Genomic DNA, 22155 nt, shown 5'->3' on the forward strand with positions numbered 1-22155 from the left:
CTCAGGTCAGCAGCGCGCGGTCGTCGAGCTGGGCGCCCTTGACCTTGGCGAATTCGCCGAGCAGGTCCTTGACCGTCAGCTTCTCCTTGGTGGCGGCGTCGGCTTCGTAGATGATGTCGCCTTCGTGCATCATGATGATCCGGTTGCCCAGGGCGAGCGCCTGCTCCATGTTGTGGGTGACCATGAGGGTGGTGAGGTTGCCCTGGGCGACGATCCGCTCGGTCAGCTTCGTCACCAGCTCCGCCCGCGAGGGGTCGAGAGCGGCGGTGTGCTCATCGAGCAGCAGGATGCGCGGTTCGGTGAAGCCGGCCATGAGCAGCGACAGCGCCTGCCGCTGGCCGCCTGAGAGCAGCCCGACTTTCGCCTTCAGCCGCTTCTCGAGCCCGAGGTCGAGACTGGTGAGCTCTTCGGCGAAGGCCTCCCGGCGGGCTTTCGTCAGACCCCGCCCCAGCCCCCGGCGGCGTCCCCGGTTGAGGGCCAGTGAAAGGTTCTGCTCGATGGTGAGGTCGGGTGCGGTGCCGGCCATCGGATCCTGGAACACCCGCCCGACATAGCGGGCGCGGGAGTACTCCTTCATCCGGTTGACCTTGACGTTGTCGATGGTGATGGTCCCGGCATCGACCGGCAGCCGCCCGGAGATCGTGTTGAGCAGCGTCGACTTGCCTGCCCCGTTGGAGCCGATGACGGTGACGAAGTCACCTTCGTCCAAGTGCAGGGACAGGCCCTGCAGGGCCCGGCGCTCGTTGACCGTGCCGGGGAAGAAGGTCTTGGAGATGTTCTCGATGCTCAGCATGCTCAGCTCCGCTCTGCTGCGGTGACGGGTGTCTTGACCGGCGCCGGCTGTGTCTCGGGCGCCAGTTGGCCGGGTGCGCGGTTGCCGCGCCCGCGCAGGGAGGGGATCTTCTTGAGCAGCCCCCAGCGCGGCAGCAGCAGGGCTGCGACGACGAGGATCGCGGTGACGGCCTTCATGTCGTTGGGGTTGAGGCCGTAGCGCATCGCGTAGAAGATGATGAGCCGGTAGATGACCGAGCCGAGGATCGCCGCGAAGCTGGCGATGACGATCGTGCGTGAGCCCAGCAGCGCCTGGCCGACGATGACCGAGGCGAGTCCGACGAGGATGAGGCCCACACCCATCGCGATGTCGGCGAAGCCCTGGTACTGGGCGATGATCGCACCGCAGGCGGCGACGAGCCCGTTGGACAGGGCAAGGGTGAGGATCGTCGTGTTGTCGGTGTTGACGCCGAGGGAGCGGATCATCTCCTTGTTGTTGCCGGTCGCCTGGATCGCCAGGCCGAGGTTCGTGGTGAGGAACCAGTCGACGACGAATTTGAGCACCAGCACGGCGAGCAGGAAGGCCGCCACCGACAACCAGGTGCCCATGATCCGCTCCTCTTTGAGCGGCGTCATGATCGTCGTCTCTCTCAGCAGCGGCAGGTTCGCCTTGCCCATGATCCTGAGGTTGGCCGACCACAGGGCGATCATCGTGAGGATGCCGGCGAGCAGCCCGTCGATTCCGCCCTTGGTGTGCAGCAGCCCGGTGATGATGCCGGCGAGCACGCCGGCCCCGCCGGCGGCGGCGGTGGCGACGATCGGGTTGACCCCGGCGATGATGAGGGCCGCTGCGGTGGCCGCCCCGGTGGTGAAGCTGCCGTCGACGGTGAGGTCAGGGAAGTTGAGGACTTTGAACGTCAGGTACACCCCGAGCGCCATGACGCCGTAGATGATGCCGAGTTCGAGTGCGCCGATCATATGTGTTGAGATTCTCCGAGTCGTGAGGCGGACTGCAGCGAACGGGAGTGTCCGAAGGGGAAGCACCGTTCGCCGCAGCCCGCACTGTCAGCCTACGCGCCTGTCAGCGCATGGGCACGGTCATTCGACGACGGTGTCAGCCGAGTCGATGAATTCCTGGTCCATCTCAACGCCCATCCGCTTGGCGGCTTCGGGGTTGATGACCAGCTGGTATTCCGACTGCTGCTCGACAGCCATCTCCGCCGGATCCTCGCCGTCCTTGAGGATCTTGAGCGCCATGTCAGCGGTCTGCTTGCCGAGGGCCTCGTAGTCGATGCCGTAGGTCGCTGCCGCGCCCTCTTCGACCTGGCCGGCCTCGGAGCCGATGAGCAGTGCTTCGTTCTTCTCTGCGGCCTGGACCATCGTCGAGATCGCTGAGACGACGGTGTTGTCGGTCGGGACGTAGTAGGCGTCGACGTCGCCGAGCGAGTCGGCGGCCTGCGCAACCTCACCGGAGTTCGAGACGGTGGCTTCCTTGATCTCGATGCCCTGCTCCTCGGCGGCTTCCTTGGCCATCTGGACCTGGACCTCGGAGTTGACCTCGCCGGAGCTGTAGACGACGCCGACGGACTCAGCGTCAGGGTTGATCTTCTTGACCAGCTCGAGCTGTTCGGCGACCGGGTTGAGGTCGGTGGTGCCGGTGACGTTGCCGCCGGGCTTCTCCAGGCTGTCGACGAGCTGCGCCTCGACTGGGTCGGTGACCGCGGTGAAGACGATGGGCTTATCCGAGATCGCCTGGGCCGCGGCCTGCGCGGTCGGGGTTGCGATCGCCAGCACGAGGTCGAGGTCCTGGGAGGCGAAGTTCTGGGCGATCGAGGTCGCGTTGGACTGGTCGCCCTGGGCGTTCTGCTCGTCGTACTCGACGTCGACGCCGGCATCCTCCATGCCCTTCTTGAAGCCCTCTGCCGCGGCGTCAAGCGCTGGATGCTGGACGATCTGGGTGATGCCGACTGAGTAGGACTCCTGACCGCCGCCGTCACCGCCCTCTCCTCCTTCGCCGCCGCTGTTGCCGCCTCCGCAGGCTGCCAGTGCCAGTGCCGCCGATGCTGCCGTGAAGCCCACGGCCATGCGCGTCATCCGCATGTTCTCCTCCTCTGCGAGAGGGCCGCACACCCCTCTGTGCGCGGCCGCTCAACGAGCTCAACCTATCCCAAGCTGAGCATGACCTGTTAACTATCTCACAGAGGCCTGACGCCTTTGCAGACAGACGGCCTTGAAGGCTGATTCGTTACGGACATTTGACTCAGAACGCCCGTTCGGGCCGGACAGCGCGGCACATGCGTCGCCATATGACGTTCGGCGCATACGACACGCTGCGCGTGTGTTCGACTCTGAGAGACCACACTGTCTGAAAGGAGCTTCAATGACTACCATCCGCACGAGCCACGCCGGCTCTCTGCCCCGCACCGAGGCGCTCATCGCCGCCAATCGAGCCCGCCGCGCTGAGAACACCAACGCCGAGGCGTTCGACGAGCTGCTGACGGAGAGTGTCGTCGACATCGTGGCCCGGCAGCGCGACCTGGGCATCACCGAACCCAACGACGGCGAGTACGGTCATGCGATGGCCGCCGACTTCGACTACGGGGCGTGGTGGCATTATTCGTTCGCCCGCACCGGGGGCCTGTCACTGTCCGAGCACGGGCTGTGGGAGCAGCCAGCGGTGCGCTCCGAGCCGGGTCAGGTGCGGCTGACGAGCTTCGGGGACCGGCGTGACCGGCAGCTGTTCCCCGGTGTCTACTCGGATCCCGCCGGTGGCGCCGATACCGGTGAACAGCCCGACTTCCCGAAGGTCACCGGCCCGATCAGCTACACCGGCCACGAGCAGGTCGCCCGCGATATCCGCAATGTCACCGCCGGCCTCGAACAGGCCGGCTACGAGGTCTCGCGCGGGTTCCTCAACTCGATCTCTCCCGGTTCGGCCTCCCGGATCGCCAATGAGCACTATGAGACGGAGGAGGAGCTCATCTGGGCGTTCGCCGATGTGCTGCGCGAGGAGTACCTCGCGATCACCGAGGCCGGCCTCATCGTGCAGATCGATGACCCGTCGATCGCGGAGAACTTCGACCAGATCAACCCGGAGCCCAGCTATGAGGACTATCGGGCATTCACGCAGATCCGCGTCGAGGCGCTCAACTATGCGCTGCGCGGCATCGACCCGCAGCAGGTCCGCTTCCACACATGTTGGGGTTCATGGCATGGTCCGCATGTCACCGATCTGCCGTTCGCTGAGATCGTCGACCTGGTGCTTTCGATCGATGCTGCTGGGATCACCTTCGAAGCCGCCAATGTCCGCCATGAGCATGAGTGGCGGATCTGGGAGGACACGAAGCTGCCGGACGGCAAGTACATCATTCCCGGCATCGTCTCCCATGCCACGAACGTCGTCGAGCACCCCGAGCTGGTCGCCGACCGGATCGAGCGCTTCGCCCGGCTCGTCGGCCCGGAGAACGTCGTCGCCTCAACGGACTGCGGGCTCGGCGGCCGGGTGCACCCGGAGATCGCAGTCGCCAAGCTCGAGGCACTGGCGCGGGGAGCCGAGATCGCCGGCTCCCGCCTGTGATCAGTCGAGCAGTTCGTGGCGGACGATCGACTGCTCACGGTCGGGTCCGACGCCGATGACGGAGATCCGGCAGCCGGAGAGCCGCTCGAGGGCGAGCACGTAGTTCTGCGCGTTCTCGGGCAGCTCTTCGAAGCTGCGGGCCACCGAGATGTCCTCGTCCCAGCCGGGGAAGGTCTCGAAGATCGGCGTGGCGTGGTGGAAGTCGGACTGGCTTGCCGGCATCTCGTCGTGGCGCACCCCGTCGATCTCGTAGGCCACGCACACCGGGATCTCCTCGATGCCGGTGAGCACGTCGAGTTTGGTGAGCACGTAGTCGGTGAAGCCGTTGACGCGGGCAGCGTAGCGGGCGATGACCGCGTCGTACCAGCCGCAGCGGCGCGGCCGGCCGGTGTTGACGCCGTATTCTCCGCCGGTCTTCTGCAGGCGCACGCCCATCTCGTCGAACAGCTCGGTCGGGAACGGCCCGGCTCCCACACGGGTGGTGTAGGCCTTGACGATGCCGATGACGCGGGTGATGCGGGTCGGGCCGATGCCCGCACCGATGACCGCGCCGCCGGCGCTCGGGTTCGATGAGGTGACGAACGGATAGGTGCCGTGGTCGACGTCGAGCATCGTCGCCTGGCCGCCCTCCATCACGACGACCTCGCCGGCGTCTAGCGCCTCGTTGAGCAGCAGCGAGGTGTCGCACACCATCGGCCGCAACCGTTCGGCGTACTGCAGGAAGTACTCGACGGTCTCCTCGACCTCGACGGCACGGCGGTTGTAGACCTTGAGCAGCAGTTCGTTCTTCTGCCGCAGCGCGCCCTCGACCTTCTGCCGGAGGATCGATTCGTCGAACAGGTCCTGGATGCGGATGCCGATGCGCGAGACCTTGTCGGCATAGGCCGGGCCGATGCCGCGGCCGGTGGTGCCGATCGCGCGCTTGCCGAGGAACCGCTCGGTGACCTTGTCTATCGTCTGGTGGTAGGGGGCGACGACGTGGGCGTTGGCGGAGATCCGCAGCGCCGAGGTGCCGGCTCCGCGGGATTCGAGCATCTCGATCTCCTCGAAGAGGGCTTCGAGGTTGACGACGACGCCGTTGCCGATCACCGGGGTGACGTTGGGTGAGAGGATGCCGGCCGGCAGCAGCTTGAGTTCGTACTTCTCCCCGCCGACGACGACGGTGTGGCCGGCGTTGTTGCCGCCGTTGGGCTTGACGACATAGTCGACGCGGGTGCCGAGGATGTCGGTGGTCTTGCCTTTACCTTCGTCGCCCCACTGGGCGCCGACGACAACGAGTGCTGGCATCGAGGAGTTCTCCTTGCTTGACTGCCGTTACTCAGCCAGTCTACGCGAGCCCCTTCTCACACCGGGTGGGCAGGACCCGACGTCACAGGCTGTCGGAGGAGGCGATGAGGTCGGCTGCTGCGGGGTCGGATTCGCGCAGGAAGCGCTCGATGCGCTGTGCTTCCTCACCTTCGCCGATGGTCGCTGCTGCCCGGCCGAGTGCGTAGAGGGCGCGGAGGAAGCCGCGGTTCATCTCGTGGGAGTACGGGATCGGCCCGGCGCCTCGCCAGCCGGCCTGGCGCAGGGCGTCGAGGCCGCGGTGGTAGCCGACGCGGGCGTAGGCGTAGGAGTCGACGGTGCGGCCCTCGTCGTAGGCCTCATCGGCGAGGACCGCCCAGGCGAGGCAGCTGGCGGGCAGGTCGCTGACGACGTCGGCGGCCTCCTCACCGGCTCTCATCCGCTCCCGCGCCTCGGCGTCGGGGTGGTCGGCGGGCAGGAAGGTCGGCTGCGGGCCGATCTGGTCAGCGGACAGATTGCCGATGTGCGAGGGGTTTCCGAGCGGCTGGTTCATCACGTCTCCTGGTGTGGTCGCTTCAGTCGGTCTTGACGGCTGAGGGCTGGATGGTGAATGGGTTGTCGGCAAGCGCGCCGTAGGCTCCGGCAGAGGCGAGTTCGCCGAGCTGCTTCTCAGTGGCGACACCGGTCACCCACGTCTTCACGTCGCTGCTGAACCACTCGTCGAGGTTCTCGGCATCAGCCGGAACGGCGGCCATCGGCGCGTCGACGGCGTCCGGGCCCGGAGCCTCACCGTCGAACAGCGCGGTCAGCCCGGCATCACCGGCCTGCTTGAGAACAGCAGGGTCGTCGCTGCGGACGATGATCCCGTCGGTGCGGCCGGTCTCCTCGGCGGTGGCGATGACGTCGCTGATGGTGTCGGCGTCGACGGCGGGCATGAGGACGGTCGCGCTGCCGAAATCCTCCAGCGCCTTCGCCCACGTCAGCGTCGTGCCGGTGCGCTCGGAGTCCGGTGCGGGGGCGATCGCCGCCTCGGCGAACGTCGCGTCGTCGGTCTGCTCGACCGGCCTGTCGAGTCCGAGGGCCTGGGGCTCAGCGTCGGGGTCGGCGAGCACGAGGGTGCCGTCGGCGGTGCGGGCGAGGTCGACGGCCGGCAGGTAGCCGAACTTCACGTCCTCGGCCAGCGCCTCCTTCGAGTTGGCCGGGTAGAGCGCCGAACCGCCCTGGAGCGCGGCGACGACGGGGCTGTTGAGGCTTGCGACGGTCAGAGACTTTGCAGGGCTGAGCATGTTGAAGGTCACGAGGCCGAGCACGGCGATGGCGGCGATGCCGAGGGCGATGAACACCATCGGCGAGTTCTTGCGCTCAGGCGGTTCGGGGACCGGTGTCCATCCTTCGGGGGTCTTCGTCATGCGCGACTCCGATCGACGGTCTGCTTGGCTCCGGTGATGGTGCCGCGCAGGAATCCGGCGCCCCAGCTCAAGTGCATGGTCGGCACGATCGCGGCGAACCATGCCCGCTCACCGGGCGCGCAGTCCCGGGCAGCGGCGGCCACCGCGAGGATCCCTGCCGCATAGGCCGCCACGGGTGCGAAGCTCGCCCGCCCGAGCACGCGGACAGGTGCGGGAGCCTGTCGCAGGGCGCCCGACGCCTCGGCGACGGCGCTGGCGGCGGCGGCTGCGGTGCCGAGGACGAGCAGCGGGGGCGCGAAGTAGCGCGGGGAGTTCTTCGCGCCGTGGCGGCGGACGATCTCGGCGCGCCACGTGCCGGTGGCGTAGAACTGCTGAACGACTTTGCGGTATTCGGCGCGCGGCCAGTAGGTCACCTGCAGGCGCGGGTCGAAGCGGACCCGGCCGCCGGCTTCGCGGATGCGCAGGTTGAGCTCCCAGTCCTGGCCGCGGCGCAGGGTGGTGTCGAAGCCGCCGAGGCGGTCGAAGACTTCACGGCGGTAGATGCCGAGGTAGGCGGATTCGGCGTCCTGGGCCTCGTCGCCGGCGTGGTAGGCCGGCCCGCCGAGGCCGATGCGCGACATGTAGGCGCGGGCGACGGCCTTCTGCAGGGCGGTGCGGCCGCGGGCGACCATGAGCCCGCCGCAGTTGGCGGCGCCGGTTTCGCGCAGCGCGGCGATGCCGGTGGCGGTGTAGTCGGCGGTGAGCTCGGAGTGGGCGTCGACGCGGATGATGACCGGGTGGCGGGTGGCGGCGACGGCGAGGTTGAGGCCCGTCGGGGTGTCGCCGGCGAGGTTGTGCACGAGGCGGATCCGCTGGTCGGCGGCGGCGAGGCGTTCGGCGATGACCGTCGTGTCATCGGCTGAGGGGCCGAGGGCGAGCACGACCTCCTTGGGGCCGGGGTAGTCCTGGGCGAGGATCGTGTCGACGGCTGCGGCCAGGTGCTCGGCTTCGTTGAGCACCGGCATGATGAAGGACACGCCCGGCTCGGCCGGCAGGGCTGGCAGTGTCGCGGGGGCGAGGTCTGCTCTCACTTGTGCTGCTCGTACTCCTTCACGACGGCGTCGGTGTCCCCGTCGGCGAGCAGCTCGCCCTTCTCGATCCAGATGGTGCGGTTGCAGGTGTCGCGGATCGAGCGCATCGAGTGGGACACGAGGAAGACCGTGCCGGCCTTTTCGCGGATCCCGCGGATCCGGGCCTCGGAGCGCTTCTGGAAGTCGCGGTCGCCGACGGACAGGGCTTCGTCGACGATGAGGATCTCATGCTCTTTGGCGGTGGCGATGCCGAACTTCAGGCGCGCGGACATACCGGAGGAGTAGGTGCGCATCGGCATGTCGATGAAGTCGCCGAGACCGGTGAATTCGACGATCTCGTCGTACTTCGACTCGATCTCTGCACGTGTCATGCCCATCGCGAGCCCGCCGAGGATGATGTTGCGCGAACCGGACAGGTCGCTCATGAGTGCGGCACCGACGCCGAGGAGGTTCGGCCGTGACTTCGCGTAGACGGCTCCCTTGGTGGGCGGGGTGAGTCCGGTGATGGTGCGCATGAGCGTCGACTTGCCCGAACCGTTGGTGCCGATGATGCCGATCGACTCGTTGGCGTAGGCGGTGAAGGATACGCCCTTGAGGGCGTGGACGGTGCGCAGCTCACGGCCGCGCTGCAGCAGGCCCTTGGCTGCGCCGGGGGTCAGGCGCTTGCCGGTGGCCAGGGTCTTGAAGTCGACGTAGAGGTCGTCGACGATGACGACGGGCTGGCCGTCCTCGGGGCGGCTGCCGTCGGAGGCGCGGTGCTCAATCGTCTCGGCCATATCGCTCCTCAGCTTTCCAGAAGAAGACGATGCCGATGCACAGAACGACAACGGCCCAGATGGCGTGCTTCCACCAGAAGTCGACGGGGATCTCGTACTCCGGCAGCAGGATGCCGCGGGCGATGGCGAGCACCTCGTAGAGCGGATGCCAGTCATAGACCGCAGCGGCAGTCGGGTAGTTGTCGAGGACCGTCGCCGGGTCGAAGAAGACACCGGAGGTGTAGAAGATCATGCGGGAGATGTAGGGCACGAGCTGGCTGAGGTCGCGCAGGTGGACGGTCAGGCGGGCGAAGATGAGGGCCACGCCCTGGTTGAAGACCCAGAAGATGAGCACGAGGGGGATGAGCAGGAACCAGCTGAACTCCGGCCTGGCACCCCACAGCATTGTCAGGATGATCATGAGTGCCAGGGTCGGCACGAAGTTGAGCAGGTTCTGCAGCACGGTCGAGACCGGCAGGACGAGGCGCGGGAACGGCAGGGACTGCACGAGAGCTGAGTTGGAGATGATCGACTTGGCGCCGCCGTTCATCGAAGAGTTGAAGAACTCCAGCAGGAAGACGCCGATGATGAGGTAGGGGACGAATCCCTCTGGCCGCATGGACCCGAGCACGAGGCCGAAGACGAGGCCGTAGATGAGCGCGGAGAAGATCGGCCGCAGCAGCACCCACAGCATTCCCAGGCGGTTGCGCTCGTTCTCGCTTTGGATGCGGAACTTCGCGAGGCTGAAGATGAAGTCGCGCCGCCGCCACACCTCTTTCAGGTAGTGGGTCAGCGGCGGGCGGGCACCAACTCTGTCGAGTGAGTACTTCGCCGCCATCTCAGGCATGCTCATGGTGCGCAGAACGCCCTTCGTCGGTTACAGGATCAGTGCGGAACAGACACATTGTAATCAGCCCCGCTCATAGCAGTGTACGAGGGCAGGCGACTAGCTGCGCAGTCGGCGCACCCAGGCGCGCAGATCAAGGACTCCGCCGGCCGCGTCCGAGGTCGTGGGCCGGCTGGCGGGCGGCAGGGCCAGAATCTTCCGGGCCGCGTTGTGGGCTGGCGGCTGATTGAGTGTTTCGGCCCCGCACAGCACCCCGTCGATGAAGTGCAGCACCTGGAAGCGCCCGGACTGCTCGTCTCCGCTGACGATCGGGGTGTCGGTGCCGGTGACGCGGCCGGCGGTGAAGACCCGTTCAGGGCCCTGAAAGCTCCAGTGCCACGGCACATCGATCCAGGCGGTTTCTGCTGCGGTTTCTGCGGTGGCGAGCTGCGCGCCGAGCCATGCGCCTTGGGAGGCGGCTGCGGCTTCGGATTCCTGGGCACCCCAGGCTGCCATCGGACCGGTGGCGGGGTGGGCAAGATCACCGATCGCCCAGACGTTCGGGACGGTGGTGCCGCCGGCGCACACGTGCAGGCCGGCGTCGACGCGGAGCCGGCCGGCGCCGTCGCGGTCCCAGTCGGCGGGCAGCTCGGGCAGCACGGGGGCGGCGCCGATGGCGGCGATCCACAGTGCGTGGGCGGCGTAGTCGCTCGGGTCGGCATCGAGGACGAACCGCACGCCGGCGGCGGCGTGGCGGTCCATGAGCGCTCGGCTGATCGCCGGATGGTGGGCTGCGGCCAGCGGCTGGTCCCCGCGCAGGTAGACGGTGACCTGGTGTCCGGCGTCGGCGGCGCTGCGGGCGGCTTCGAGGGCGAGGTAGCCGGAGCCGAGGATGCCGATGTCGGTGTTCGTCTTGGCTGCTCGCCGGATCGCTGCGGCGTCGGCGGCGGTGCGGATGGTGTGGACGGGTCCGCCGGGCAGTGGGGTCTGGGGCCGGCGTGCGCGCAGGCCGGTGGCGATGACGATGCGGCTGGCGTCGATCCGGCGGTGCTGCTGCTCGCTGCCGCCGGCGAGGGTGATGTGCCCGGGCGCGATGTGCGTCGCACCAGTGCTCATGAGGGTGGCTTCGGGGGTGGGCAGCGGGGTGTGGCTGAGCTCGCGGGCGAAGAGGGTCTTCGACAGCGGCGGCAGTTCGCAGCGCTCGGGCCGCGGGTCGATGAGGATGAGGTCGGCGGTGCCGCCGGAGTCCCGGTAGCTGCGGGTGCATTCGGTGCCGGCGAGGCCGGCGCCGATGATGGCGATGGTGTCCATAGGGCTCATGGTCTCACGTGGAAGCCGCGGTCGGCCGGCCGCACGGGTGCGGGCAGGTCGGTGCTGCCGAGCAGGTGGCGGTCGACGGCGGCGGCGCAGGCGCGGCCTTCGGCGATCGCCCACACGATGAGGGACTGTCCGCGTCCGGCGTCGCCGCAGATGAACACGCCTGCGGTGTCGGTGCTGGCGTAGTCCTCGCCGCGCGGGAACGGCTGTTCGGGTCCGCTGAAGCCCAGTGCCAGGAGCACGAGGTCGGCGTCGAGGGTCTCCTCGGTGCCGGGTTCGGGCACCCGGCTGCCGTCGGACTGGATGCGGGTGCGGGCGAGGCGGACGGCGCCGATGTGGCCGTCGCCGCGGTCGAGGAAGGAGATCGTCGAGGCGAGGAAGCGGCGGGTGCCGCCCTCTTCGTGGCTGGTGGAGATCTCCAGGGTCCGCGGGGTCATCGGCCACGGCTGGTCGGCTGGCCGTTCGGCAGGCGGTTCGGCGCCGATGGCGAGGGTGGTGACGGAGGCGGCCTGCTGGCGCAGGGCGGTGCCGATGCAGTCTGAGCCGGTGTCGCCGCCGCCGATGATGACGACGTGTCTGCCGGCGGCGTCGATGATCTCGGTGTCGTCTCCGGCCTGCTGCCGGTTGACGGGCACGAGGTAGTCCATTGCGTGGTGGATGCCGGCCAGCTCACGGCCGGGGATGGGCAGATCGCGGGGCACGGGGGCGCCGGTGGCGATGATGACGGCGTCGAAGCGCTCGCGCAGCTGCTCGTAGCTGATGTCGACCCCGATCTCGATGCCGGTGCGGAAGCGGGTGCCCTCGGCGCGCAGCTGCGCGAGCCTGCGGTCGATGGTGTGCTTTTCGAGTTTGAAGTCGGGGATGCCGTAGCGCAGCAGTCCGCCGATCCGGTCCTCGCGTTCGTAGACGACGACGGTGTGCCCGGCGCGGGTGAGCTGCTGGGCGGCGGCGAGTCCGGCGGGCCCGGAGCCGACGATGCCGACGGTCTTTCCGGTCATCCGGTCGGGGATGTGCGGTGTCACCAGGCCCATCTCGAAGCCGCGGTCGATGGTGGAGACTTCGATCTGCTTGATCGTCACGGCCGGCTGGCTGATGGCGAGCACGCAGGAGTCTTCGCAGGGGGCGGGGCAGGCGCGGCCGGTGAATTCGGGGAAGTTGTTCGTCGCGTGGAGCAGTTCGAGGGCGCGGGCGGGTTCGTCGCGCCAGGTGGCGTCGTTCCATTCGGGGATGAGGTTGCCCAGCGGGCAGCCGTGGTGGCAGAACGGCACGGCGCAGTCCATGCACCGGCCGGCCTGGCGGTGCAGCTGGGCGGGGTCGTGGGCTTCGGCGATCTCCCGGTAGTCCATCAGCCGGATGGGCACCGGCCGGCGGGCGGGCAGTTCGCGGGTGCGGGTGGTGAGGAAACCGTGCGGGTCAGCCATGCTGTGCCTCCAGGATCTGCTGCCAGGCGGTGTCGCCGTCGGGGTCGAGGCCGTGGCTGCGGCAGTTGTGCCGGATGGTCTCGACCGTGCGGTACTGCCGTGGGGTGACGGTGGTGAAACGGGCGAGGGTGTCGTGGCCGCGGGCCATGCGGGCGAGCAGTTCGGCGGCCAGCGGTGAGCCGGTCAGGTGGACGTGGTCTCTGAGCAATGCGGTGACGGTGGCGGCGTCGTCGCGGCTGAGCCGGCCGATGCTGAGGGAGTCGGCGCTGCGTTCGGCGGTGTTGAGCTTGTCTGCGGTGAAGTCGAGCAGGTAGGCGGTGCCGCCGCACATGCCGGCGGCGAAGTTCCGGCCGACGGGCCCGAGGATGAGGGCGGTCCCGCCGGTCATGTACTCCAGGCCGTGGTCGCCGATGCCTTCGACGACGGCGGTGGCCCCGGAGTTGCGGACGAGGAACCGTTCGCCGACCTGGCCGCTGATGTGGAGCCGGCCGCTGGTGGCACCGTAGCCGATGACGTTTCCGGCGATGACGTTGTCCTCCGGCCGGCCGGCAGTGCTGGCTGCCGGCTGCAGGGAGATGATGCCGCCGGAGAGTCCTTTGCCGACGTAGTCGTTGGCCTCACCGTGCATCCGCAGGGTGATGCCTGCGGGCAGGAAAGCGCCGAGGGACTGTCCGGCGGTGCCGGTGAGGCTGACATCGATGGTGTGGTCGGGCAGTGTGTCGGTGAGGAAGGTGCGGGTGACGGTGTGGCCGAGGAGTGTTCCGACGGAGCGGTCGACGTTGGTGATGCGGGCATGCAGGGTGACCGGCTGCCGGGAGGTCAGGGCCGCCTCGGCGCCGGTGATGAGCTGGGTGTCGATGCGGGCTGTGGGCACCTGCGGGCCGGTGCGGGTGCAGTGCCGTTCGCTGCCGGGAACGGCGGCGGTGAGGATGTCGCTGACGTTGAGGCCGGCGGCCTTCCACTGCTGTTCGGCGGTGCGGGTGTCGAGCCGGTCGACGCGTCCGATGGCCTCGTCGAGGCTGCGGAAGCCGAGGGCGGCGAGGTGCTCGCGGACTTCTGCGGCGAGGAACTGGAAGAACCGCACGACGTGTTCGACCTGGCCGGTGTAGCGGGAGCGCAGCTCCGGGTTCTGGGTGGCGATGCCGACCGGGCAGGTGTCCTTGTGGCAGACGCGCATCATGATGCAGCCGGTGACGACGAGCGGGGCGGTGGCGAAGCCGAACTCCTCGGCTCCGAGCAGGGCGGCGATGATGACGTCGCGGCCGGTTTTGAGCTGCCCGTCGACTTGGACGGCGACGCGGCCGCGCAGCCCGTTGAGGGCGAGGGTCTGCTGGGTTTCGGCCAGGCCGAGCTCCCATGGGGTGCCGGCATGTTTGAGGGAGTTGAGCGGGCTGGCGCCGGTGCCGCCGTCGTGGCCAGAGATGAGGATGACGTCAGCGCCTGCTTTGGCGACTCCGGCGGCGACGGTGCCGACACCGCTGGAGGAGACGAGTTTGACGTGGATGCGTGCCTGCGGGTTGGCGAGTTTGAGGTCGTGGATGAGCTGGGCGAGGTCTTCGATGGAGTAGATGTCGTGGTGCGGCGGCGGGGAGATGAGGCCGACGCCCGGGGTGGAGTGGCGGGTGGCGGCGATCCACGGATAGACCTTGCCCGGGGGCAGCTGGCCGCCTTCGCCGGGTTTGGCGCCTTGGGCCATTTTGATCTGGATGTCGTCAGCGCAGGTGAGGTAGAGGCTGGTGACGCCGAAGCGGCCGCTGGCGACCTGTTTGACGGCGGAACGGCGCAGCGGGTCGAGGAGGCGGTCGGTGTCCTCGCCGCCTTCGCCGGTGTTGGATCTGCCGCCGAGGCGGTTCATCGCGATGGCGAGGGTTTCGTGGGCTTCCTGAGAGATGGAGCCGTAGCTCATCGCGCCGGTGGCGAAGCGGCGGATGATCGCGCTGGCCGGTTCGACGTCGCAAAGGGGGATGGGCCCGTCGGGGCCGGGTTTCAGGTCGAAGAGTCCGCGCAGGGTCTGCAGGCCGGTGGCCTGTTCGTCGACGCGGTGCGTGTAGCGGCGGAAGTGGGTTTCGTCGCCGGTGCGGGTGGCGTGCTGGAGGGTGAAGATCGTCTCCGGGTCGAACAGGTGGGGTGGGCCTTCGCGCCGGAACTGGTATTCGCCGCCGGTCGGCAGCGGCCGGTGTGCCTGGGGTGGGTGGTCAGCGGGGTAGGCGGCCTGGTGGCGGGCTTCGACTTCGGCAGCGATGCCGTCGATGCCGATGCCTTCGAGCCGGGCGGTGGTGCCGGAGAAGTACTTGTCGACGAAGGATCGTCTGAGTCCGGCGGCTTCGAAGGTCTGGGCGCCGCAGTAGGACTGGATGGTGGAGATGCCCATCTTCGACATGATCTTCAGCAGGCCCCGGCCGAGGGCGCGGAGGATGTTGCGCACCGCGGTCGGTTCGTCGACGCCGGTGATGCGGCCGGAGCGGACCATCGCCTCGGCGGTCTCCATCGCCAGGTACGGGTTGACGGCGGAGGCGCCGAATCCCATGAGCACGGCGACGTGGTGGACTTCGCGGACGTCGCCGGCTTCGGCGATGAGGCTCACGGAGGTGCGCTGTCGTTCGCGGATGAGGTGGTGGTGGACGGCCGAGATCATGAGCAGGGATGGGATCGGGGCGAGTTCGGCGGTGGAGTCGCGGTCGGAGAGGATGAGGAACCGGGCACCGGCGGCGACGGCTGCGCTGGCTTCGGTGCACAGCTGCTCGAGCCGCTTGGCGAGGTGGGTGCCGCGGCCGCCGGGGGTGTAGAGGCCGCTGAGCACGACGGTGGCGGGGTGGCCGTCGCCGCCGCGGGTGTCGGGCAGGCGCAGGAGCTTGGCGAGTTCGTCGTTGTTGATGACGGGGTGGGGCAGCAGCACCTGGTGGGCGTTGGCGGGGCCGTCGTCGAGGAGGTTGCCTTCTCCCCCGGCTCCCATCGACAGGCTCGTGACGAGGTGTTCGCGGATGGCGTCGAGGGGCGGGTTCGTCACCTGCGCGAAGTTCTGGCTGAAGTAGTCGAACAGCAGCCGCGGGCGTTCGGCGTAGGCGGCGATCGGGGTGTCGGTGCCCATCGCGCCGATCGGTTCGCTGGCGGTTTCGGCCATCGGGCCGATGAGGACGCGCAGCTCCTCTTCGGTGTAGCCGAAGGTGCGCTGCCGGCGGGCGACGGAGGCCTGCGGGTGGATGATGTGCTCGCGGTCGGGGAGGTCTTCGAGCCGGACGGTGTGGGCGGCGAGCCAGTCGGCGTAGGGGTGGCCGGCGGCGAGTTCGGCTTTGATCTCGGTGTCGGAGACGATGCGTTCGGCGACGGTGTCGACGAGGAACATGCGCCCGGGGGCGAGCCGGCCGCGTTCGATGACGGTGGAGGGGTCGATGTCGATGACGCCGGTTTCGCTGGCGAGGACAACGAGGTCGTCGGTGACGGTGTAGCGGGCAGGGCGCAGGCCGTTGCGGTCGAGCACGGCTCCGGCGCAGCGGCCGTCGGTGAAGGCGACGCAGGCCGGGCCGTCCCACGGCTCCATGATGTGGGAGTGGTACTCGTAGAAGGCACGCCGCTGCGGGCTCATGTGGGGGTCGTTCTGCCAGGCTTCGGGGATCATCATCATGACCGCGTGGGGCAGGGACCGGCCGGCCATGACGAGGAGTTCGAGGACTTCGTCGAAGGAGGCGGAGTCGCTGGAGGCGTCGGTGACGATCGGGCAGAGGCGGGAGACGTCGCGGGTGGAGCCGTCGGACCACGGTGAGGCGAGCCGGTCGGAGGCCAGCCGGGATTCGCGGGCGCGCATCCAGTTGCGGTTGCCACGCACGGTGTTGATCTCGCCGTTGTGGGCGATCATGCGGAACGGCTGAGCCAGGGACCATGACGGGAAGGTGTTCGTCGAGAACCGCGAGTGCACGAGTGCGATGCGGGAGGTGAAGCGCTCGTCCTGCAGGTCGGGGTAGAACGGCGCGAGCTGGGCGGTGGTGAGCATGCCCTTGTAGGTGAGGGTGCGTGATGAGAGCGATGGGAAGTAGATGCCGGCGTGTTCGCAGCGCTTGCGCACGGCGAAGGCGCGGCGTTCGATCTCGGTCTCGTCGAAGCTGCCGGTGGACTCGAGCGCAGTCGGCAGTTCGGGGCTTAGGGCGAGGATCACCTGTTCGAAACGCGGCATGACCTCGCGGGCGGACGCGCCTGCGGCCTCGGCGTCGACCGGGAGCACGCGCCAACCGAGCACGGTCATGCCCTCCTCAGCTGCCACCTCGGCGACGGTGCGGCGGCCGGCTTCCGGGTCCTGCGGGTCGAGGAATGCGGTGCCGGTCACGTAGCTGCCGGCCGGCGGCAGCGGTATGTCGATGACGCAGCGGAGGAAGGCGTCGGGGATCTGCACAGTGATGCCGGCGCCGTCACCGGAGCCGGAGTCGCCGCCGACGGCTCCGCGGTGTTCCATGTTCCGGAGCGCGTCGAGCGCCTGTTCGACGATGGTGTGATCGGCTGCGCCGCGGTAGCGCACGAGCATCGCCAGACCGCAGGCGTCGTGTTCCGCGGCGGGATCGTAGAGGCCTTGGGCAGGCGGGACCGCACTGTATTGCGTGTGTGCAGTCATAGGGCGTGGCGTCTGTGAGCCGTGCTGCATGCGAGCCTCCTGTCCTCGGGCGTTGCTGTCGTGAACACCAGGAGGGCGTGCTGACGCGACTGCCTCGACATGGGACGCCACCAGCAGCTCGGAGGATGCACGGTGTGACTCTCTGTGCGAGACGTCTGCGCTGGCGCCTCCTAAGCGGGGGTTCAGACTAGCGGCAGGTCGGATCTGTCCCGTGATCCGTTTCACATTCTGGTCATCGGTGCGGGCGACCAGGGGGACGGCAGATGGCGCTTATGCGGCGGGCCGTACGCTATTCAGTTATCAAAGAGCGATCTGACACTGCCGTGCGGCAGGCAGAGGTTCGGGGGCATTGATCGGATCGGAGTCACGGAGCGGGCTGTGCGGTAGAGACGGCGAGCAGCTGCTGGGCGTGGCGCTGCCCGATCGGCGCTGATGGCGGATGTGACGGCAGGGTGGTGCCTCCGGGCAGGGTCCAGGTCAGCATTCCGGTGTCAGGATTGCGTGAGACGCGGAGTCTGCCTTCGGTTTTCATCTGATGGTGTTCCCGGCAAAGCGGGTGGAGGTTCGTCATCGCTGTCGGCCCTCCCCCGCCGGGGTCTTCGTGCTTGAACGGCTCGATGTGGTCGAGTTCGGCTTTGACCGCAGAGCGGTCACAGCCGGGAAGTGTGCAGAACTGCCATTTCTCGACGAGCGCGATGCGCATGCGTTCGGGAATCGTGTAGCTTTCGGCCGCGTGGTCGAGGACGGTGCCGCTTGCCGGGTCTGTCAGCAGTCGGTAGACGGTGGAGTGACCGGAGCCGACGAGGTGTCGGGCGAGATCGGGAGCGATCGGGCTGCCGTCGACCGTGCCGGGAACGCTGGTGCCCTCACGCTCATCGAGGAGGGTGAGTGCGGGCACCGTGATGGTGACCCGGGCCTGGCGTTTGAGCCATTCGCCGTCGACGGGGCATTCGATACCCACGTTGTCGAAGAGTTCACTGATGCGCTCGACCGTAGCCTCCATGTCGACGCGTGCAGGGTTTGCCGCTTCCACGGTGGCGGCATCGAGGTCTTCGGCACTGACGGTGCCGATGGTGCCGGCGGGACGCGACCCGACAAGGAAGTCGAACATCAGCTCATTCAGGGTGCGGTCGTCGCTGATGGCCCGGCCTTCTGGTATGCCGAAGGCCGAGGTCAGACTCCGGATGGCACTGCGGGCCATGCCGGCCAGTCGGGCGCCGAGGAGCGCGATGTCGTGGGCGGGGCCGCGGGCGATGAGCGTACCCTGCCCGTGTGCCTCGAAGTAGGTTTCGACGGTGCGCCGGTCCCGGATCTCACGAGTGCGCTGCTCCCGGGTGGTGATGGCGGCGATGAGCTGGCTGACCGCGCGCTTGAATGCGGTCATGTCGGAGACGCGGATGCGGATGAGCCCGGCATCGAATTCTGCCAGCTGCTGCGATTCGAGGGACCGGGACCGTTCCGCGGCGTAGAGGTAACGGTCGAAGCCGACAAGCCCAACGCGCGCTTGGGCGGTGAAGGCCGGCAGTCCGATCAGACCGCACGCTGCCGTATGGATGCGCAGGCGGGCCTGCCGGACGGTGGTGTCGAGAGCGTCAGCCAGGTGCATAAGCGAGGTGGCCGAGAGTCGTTCGAGAAGCCAAACACAGGCCTGGTGCCGCCGTTCAGCCTCGTTGCGGAGGTCTGTGACGTCACGGTCGGCGAGCCCGAGCGCGCGCGGATCGGCGGCAAGCCAGCGAATTGCGGCGATCTGCTCGGCGAAGTCTTCGCGCGCATCAGCCGAGGTGCGGGCGAGGAAGGCGTCGAAGAGATGTCCGAGCTCCGTCATACGCTGGGAGTCGACGGCGCGCGCAACGGAGGTGAGGCGGTAGAGGCAGTCACTGAAGTCCGCGACACCGAGCAGGGCATCGTCACCCTCTCGGGCCATCGGCTGCTGCGTTACGGACATCTTCGTCACCTCATCTCGCACATCAACTGCGCGCTCTGTACGTTCAATTATACATCAGTACGAATCCATTTCACATCAGATTCGATTACTCTCAGGCAACTCACATATTCGAACGCACAGTCGAATATCGGCGGAGGGGCGCTGTTCGAGGGAGCGGAACCACCGCTCCCGGACACGGCAGACTCCCCTCCGCCGTGGCAGCCGCTGCCTCCCGAGGCAGAGATCCCGGCAACGGAAACCACGACTTGAGGAATGGAGACTACGACCTCGGCAGCGGGGACCACGACCTCGGCAGCGGCAACCACGACCTCGGCGACGGGGACCCGGGCCACGCGATGGGCGACTGCAACGGGGCCATACGCGGAAGCGAAGGAGGCGCACGGAAGCGCGCACAACCAGCGGGAGGGTGCGGTTATCCGCGCCCTCCCTGAGCTATCCACGGCGGGCCTTACGACGGCCGGCCAGCCCTGCCCCAGCCAGCCTCAACGCCAGCCAGCCTCGCCCCAGCCGGCCGCACGCACCCGCGCTCGACGCGCACCCTCCCCTACACGCGGGCGCGGATCTCGCGGGCGAGTTCGCGGCGCTTGGCCTGCTCGACGGGGTCGGGCACGGGCAGCGAGGCGATGAGCTTGCGGGTGTAGTCGTGCTGCGGGCTGCCGAGCACCTGCGCGCCGGTGCCCTCTTCGAGCAGGCGGCCGTGGAAGAGCACGCCGATGCGGTCGGAGAGCATGTCGACGACGGCGAGGTCGTGACTGATGAACAGCGCGGCGTAGTGGAACCGCTCCTGCAGCTCGGCGAAGAGCTCGAGCACGCGCGCCTGGACGGACACGTCGAGGGCGCTGGTGGGCTCGTCGGCGATGAGCAGCTCGGGGTTGAGCGCGATGCCGCGGGCGAGCGAGGCGCGCTGGCGCTGACCGCCGGAGAGCTCGTGCGGGTAGCGCTGGGCGTAGGCCTCGGGCAGCTGGACGGCTTCGAGCAGCTCGCGGGTGCGCTGACGGCGGTCGTGAGCGGACATGTCCGGCTGGTGCACGGCGATCGGCTCGGCGACGCACTCGCCGATGCTCAGGTGCGGGTTGAAGGACGCCGCCGGGTCCTGGAAGACGAATCCGATGCGCTTGCGCAGCGGCTTGAACTTCCGCTCCTTGAACCCGACCATCTCGTGGCCGAACACGGTGAGCGAGCCGCCGGTGGCCTTCGTCAGTCCGGCGATCGCGCGCCCGATGGTCGTCTTGCCGGAGCCGGACTCGCCGACCATGCCGAACACCTCACCGGGCCGGATCTCGAAGCTGACCCCGTCGACGGCGGTGAAGTCGGGCTTGCCGAAGTGTGACCGTGGGCACGGGGCTCCCCCGCACCTGCGGACATTCGTCTGCGCACCGGATGCATACCAGGACGTTTGTCATGCCGCTAGGGGTCGCCGGCGATTCACAGTGAATTGACACACACCGCGGAGTGTGGCTGAATCAGTCCGTGTGATGCCGCGCACAGAGATCGTGCACGTGCTGCTCCCCCTCCCTCTCACATCCGGGATCGGAGGATCCCGCTGCCTTACCCGAGGCGGTGGCTGGGCTGATTTCCTAAGGAGTCCTTTCATGTCAGACATCATCAGTCTGCTCAACGACCTCGTCTGGTCACCGGTGCTCGTGTACCTGTGCCTGGGCGTCGGCGTGTTCTTCACGATCCGCACAAAGGCGATCCAGATCCGCCGGATCGGCGACATCTTCGTCTACATGTTCACCGGAAAGGGCTCCGCCTCAGGAGTCTCGTCCTTCCAGTCCCTGGCGGTCTCGCTGTCCGGCCGTGTGGGCACCGGCAACATCGCCGGCGTCGCCACCGCGATCGCGCTCGGCGGGCCGGGTGCGGTGTTCTGGATGTGGGTGGTCGCCCTGCTCGGCGCGTCCACCTCGTTCGTCGAATCGACGCTCGGCCAGATCTACAAGGAGCGCGACCGCGACACCGGCGAGTACCGCGGCGGCCCGGCCTACTACCTGGCGAAGGCGTACGCGCACACGAAGGCCAAAGGCCTGTTCGAGCTCTACGGCGCAGTCTTCGCCTGTGTTGCGATCTTTGCGATGAGCTCGCTGCTGCCGGGTGTGCAGGCCAACGGCATCTCCTCGGCAATGGCCAATGCGTGGGGCCTGGAGCCGTGGATCCCGGCTGTGGGCATCGTCATCGTGCTCGGGTTCATCATCATCGGCGGCATCAAGCGCATCGCGAACTTCGCTTCGATCGTCGTGCCGTTCATGGCTGTCATCTACATCATCGGTGCGCTCGTCGTCGTCATCATCAATGCCGGGGCCATCCCTGAGGTCATCTCGCTCATCTTCTCCTCGGCCTTCGGCGTCAACGCCGCCTTCGGTGCCGTCATCGGCGAGGCTGTGGCCTGGGGCGTCAAGCGCGGCATCTACTCCAATGAGGCCGGCCAGGGCACCGGCCCGCACGCCGCAGCCGCCTCGGAGGTCTCCCACCCGGCCAAGCAGGGCCTGGTGCAGGCTGGTGCGGTCTACATCGACACGCTGCTGGTGTGCTCGGCGACTGCGTTCATGATCCTCTCGACCGGCATGTACCGCGTCTACGAGGGTGAGGACGGCGGCCCGCTCGTCGGCGAGGGCGGACGCCTGCCCGAGGGCGTCGAGGCCGGCCCGGGCTACGTGCAGAACAGCTTCGACACGATCGTGCCGGGCCTGGGCGCGAGCTTCATCGCGATCTCGCTGGCGTTCTTCGCCTTCACCACGATCGTGGCCTACTACTACATGGCTGAGACGAACCTCTCCTACCTGCTGCGCAACTCGCGCAACGACAAGCTGCGCAACGTGCTCATGCGCCTGCTGCAGCTGGCGATCCTCGTGGCCGTCGTCATCGGCGCTGTCGGCGGTGCCGGTGATGCCTGGACGCTCGGCGACATCGGTGTGGGCCTCATGGCATGGCTCAACATCATCGGCATCCTGCTCGTCCAGGGTCCGGCGTTCAAGATCCTCAAGGACTTCGAGGCCCAGCGCAAGGCCGGCAAGGACCCGGTCTACATTCCGGAGACGTGCCCGATCCCGGGTGCCGAGCACTGGGAGTCGGGCCTGCACATCGAGGCCCACGAGGAGGCCACCGGCCAGAAGATCGACCGGCGCACCGGCGATCTCCTCGACCTCCCGCGCCCCTGAGCGGCCGATGACCTGACTCGCAGGC

Annotated in this window: 15 protein-coding genes and 1 pseudogene; 2 read left to right on the top strand and 14 right to left on the bottom strand. The window is 68.2% G+C overall.

Going from position 1 to position 22155, the window contains the following annotated elements; genetic code table 11:
* Window position 1: 1 nt before the first annotated feature.
* The 3 genes from M3B11_RS03290 to M3B11_RS03300 form a co-directional block, all read right to left on the bottom strand.
* Window positions 2-793, bottom strand: a complete 792-nt coding sequence (locus M3B11_RS03290; RefSeq protein ID WP_102162115.1) for an ABC transporter ATP-binding protein — start codon at window positions 791-793, stop codon at window positions 2-4.
* Window positions 794-795: 2 nt separating this feature from the next.
* Entirely contained in the window at window positions 796-1749 is a 954-nt protein-coding gene (locus M3B11_RS03295) for an ABC transporter permease (RefSeq protein ID WP_259875356.1), read from the bottom strand.
* Window positions 1750-1869: 120 nt separating this feature from the next.
* Window positions 1870-2871 (bottom strand): ABC transporter substrate-binding protein, encoded by a 1002-nt coding sequence (locus M3B11_RS03300; protein ID WP_259875357.1) that lies wholly within the window; start codon window positions 2869-2871, stop codon window positions 1870-1872.
* Between the two features lie 280 nt (window positions 2872-3151).
* Here M3B11_RS03300 and M3B11_RS03305 point away from each other — a divergent pair, with 280 nt between their 5' ends.
* Window positions 3152-4348, top strand: a complete 1197-nt coding sequence (locus M3B11_RS03305) for a cobalamin-independent methionine synthase II family protein (protein ID WP_259875358.1) — start codon at window positions 3152-3154, stop codon at window positions 4346-4348.
* Here M3B11_RS03305 and M3B11_RS03310 read toward each other — a convergent pair whose 3' ends face one another.
* The 11 genes and pseudogenes from M3B11_RS03310 to M3B11_RS03360 form a co-directional block, all read right to left on the bottom strand.
* Complete coding sequence (locus M3B11_RS03310; RefSeq protein ID WP_259875359.1) at window positions 4349-5635, bottom strand: adenylosuccinate synthase; 1287 nt, start codon at window positions 5633-5635, stop codon at window positions 4349-4351.
* A gap of 82 nt (window positions 5636-5717) precedes the next feature.
* Window positions 5718-6185 carry a DUF3151 domain-containing protein gene (locus tag M3B11_RS03315; protein WP_102162120.1) on the bottom strand — a complete coding sequence of 156 codons (468 nt, stop codon included), beginning with the start codon at window positions 6183-6185 and terminating at the stop codon, window positions 5718-5720.
* A 22-nt stretch (window positions 6186-6207) separates the two neighbouring features.
* Window positions 6208-7041, bottom strand: coding sequence for a hypothetical protein (locus tag M3B11_RS03320; protein ID WP_259875360.1), 834 nt, complete (start codon window positions 7039-7041; stop codon window positions 6208-6210).
* Window positions 7038-8045: a glycosyltransferase family 2 protein gene (locus tag M3B11_RS03325; RefSeq protein ID WP_396121522.1), complete on the bottom strand. Its 1008-nt coding sequence runs from the start codon at window positions 8043-8045 to the stop codon at window positions 7038-7040. Before M3B11_RS03325 ends, M3B11_RS03320 begins: the two co-directional genes overlap by 4 nt.
* Before the next feature lie 62 nt (window positions 8046-8107).
* Complete coding sequence (locus M3B11_RS03330) at window positions 8108-8887, bottom strand: ABC transporter ATP-binding protein (protein WP_259875362.1); 780 nt, start codon at window positions 8885-8887, stop codon at window positions 8108-8110.
* Window positions 8871-9719, bottom strand: a complete 849-nt coding sequence (locus M3B11_RS03335; RefSeq protein WP_259875363.1) for an ABC transporter permease — start codon at window positions 9717-9719, stop codon at window positions 8871-8873. The genes M3B11_RS03330 and M3B11_RS03335 overlap by 17 nt, the downstream gene beginning before the upstream one ends.
* 93 nt (window positions 9720-9812) lie before the next feature.
* Window positions 9813-11003: an FAD-dependent oxidoreductase gene (locus tag M3B11_RS03340; protein WP_259875364.1), complete on the bottom strand. Its 1191-nt coding sequence runs from the start codon at window positions 11001-11003 to the stop codon at window positions 9813-9815.
* A gap of 5 nt (window positions 11004-11008) precedes the next feature.
* Window positions 11009-12430 (bottom strand): glutamate synthase subunit beta, encoded by a 1422-nt coding sequence (locus M3B11_RS03345; RefSeq protein ID WP_170273621.1) that lies wholly within the window; start codon window positions 12428-12430, stop codon window positions 11009-11011.
* Window positions 12423-17030, bottom strand: a complete 4608-nt coding sequence (gene gltB, locus M3B11_RS03350; protein ID WP_259875365.1) for a glutamate synthase large subunit — start codon at window positions 17028-17030, stop codon at window positions 12423-12425. Before gltB ends, M3B11_RS03345 begins: the two co-directional genes overlap by 8 nt.
* 364 nt (window positions 17031-17394) lie before the next feature.
* Window positions 17395-18975, bottom strand: coding sequence for an HNH endonuclease signature motif containing protein (locus M3B11_RS03355; protein WP_259875366.1), 1581 nt, complete (start codon window positions 18973-18975; stop codon window positions 17395-17397).
* 544 nt (window positions 18976-19519) lie between these two features.
* Window positions 19520-20299: pseudogene (locus tag M3B11_RS03360) on the bottom strand (ABC transporter ATP-binding protein); the annotation flags it as partial.
* Window positions 20300-20567: 268 nt separating this feature from the next.
* Between M3B11_RS03360 and M3B11_RS03365 the strand changes: the two are divergent.
* Window positions 20568-22130, top strand: coding sequence for a sodium:alanine symporter family protein (locus M3B11_RS03365; RefSeq protein ID WP_259875367.1), 1563 nt, complete (start codon window positions 20568-20570; stop codon window positions 22128-22130).
* Window positions 22131-22155 lie beyond the last annotated feature (25 nt).

Origin of the sequence: Brevibacterium sp. p3-SID960, assembly GCF_025144725.1 — a bacterium.
Taxonomy (GTDB): Bacteria; Actinomycetota; Actinomycetes; order Actinomycetales; family Brevibacteriaceae; genus Brevibacterium.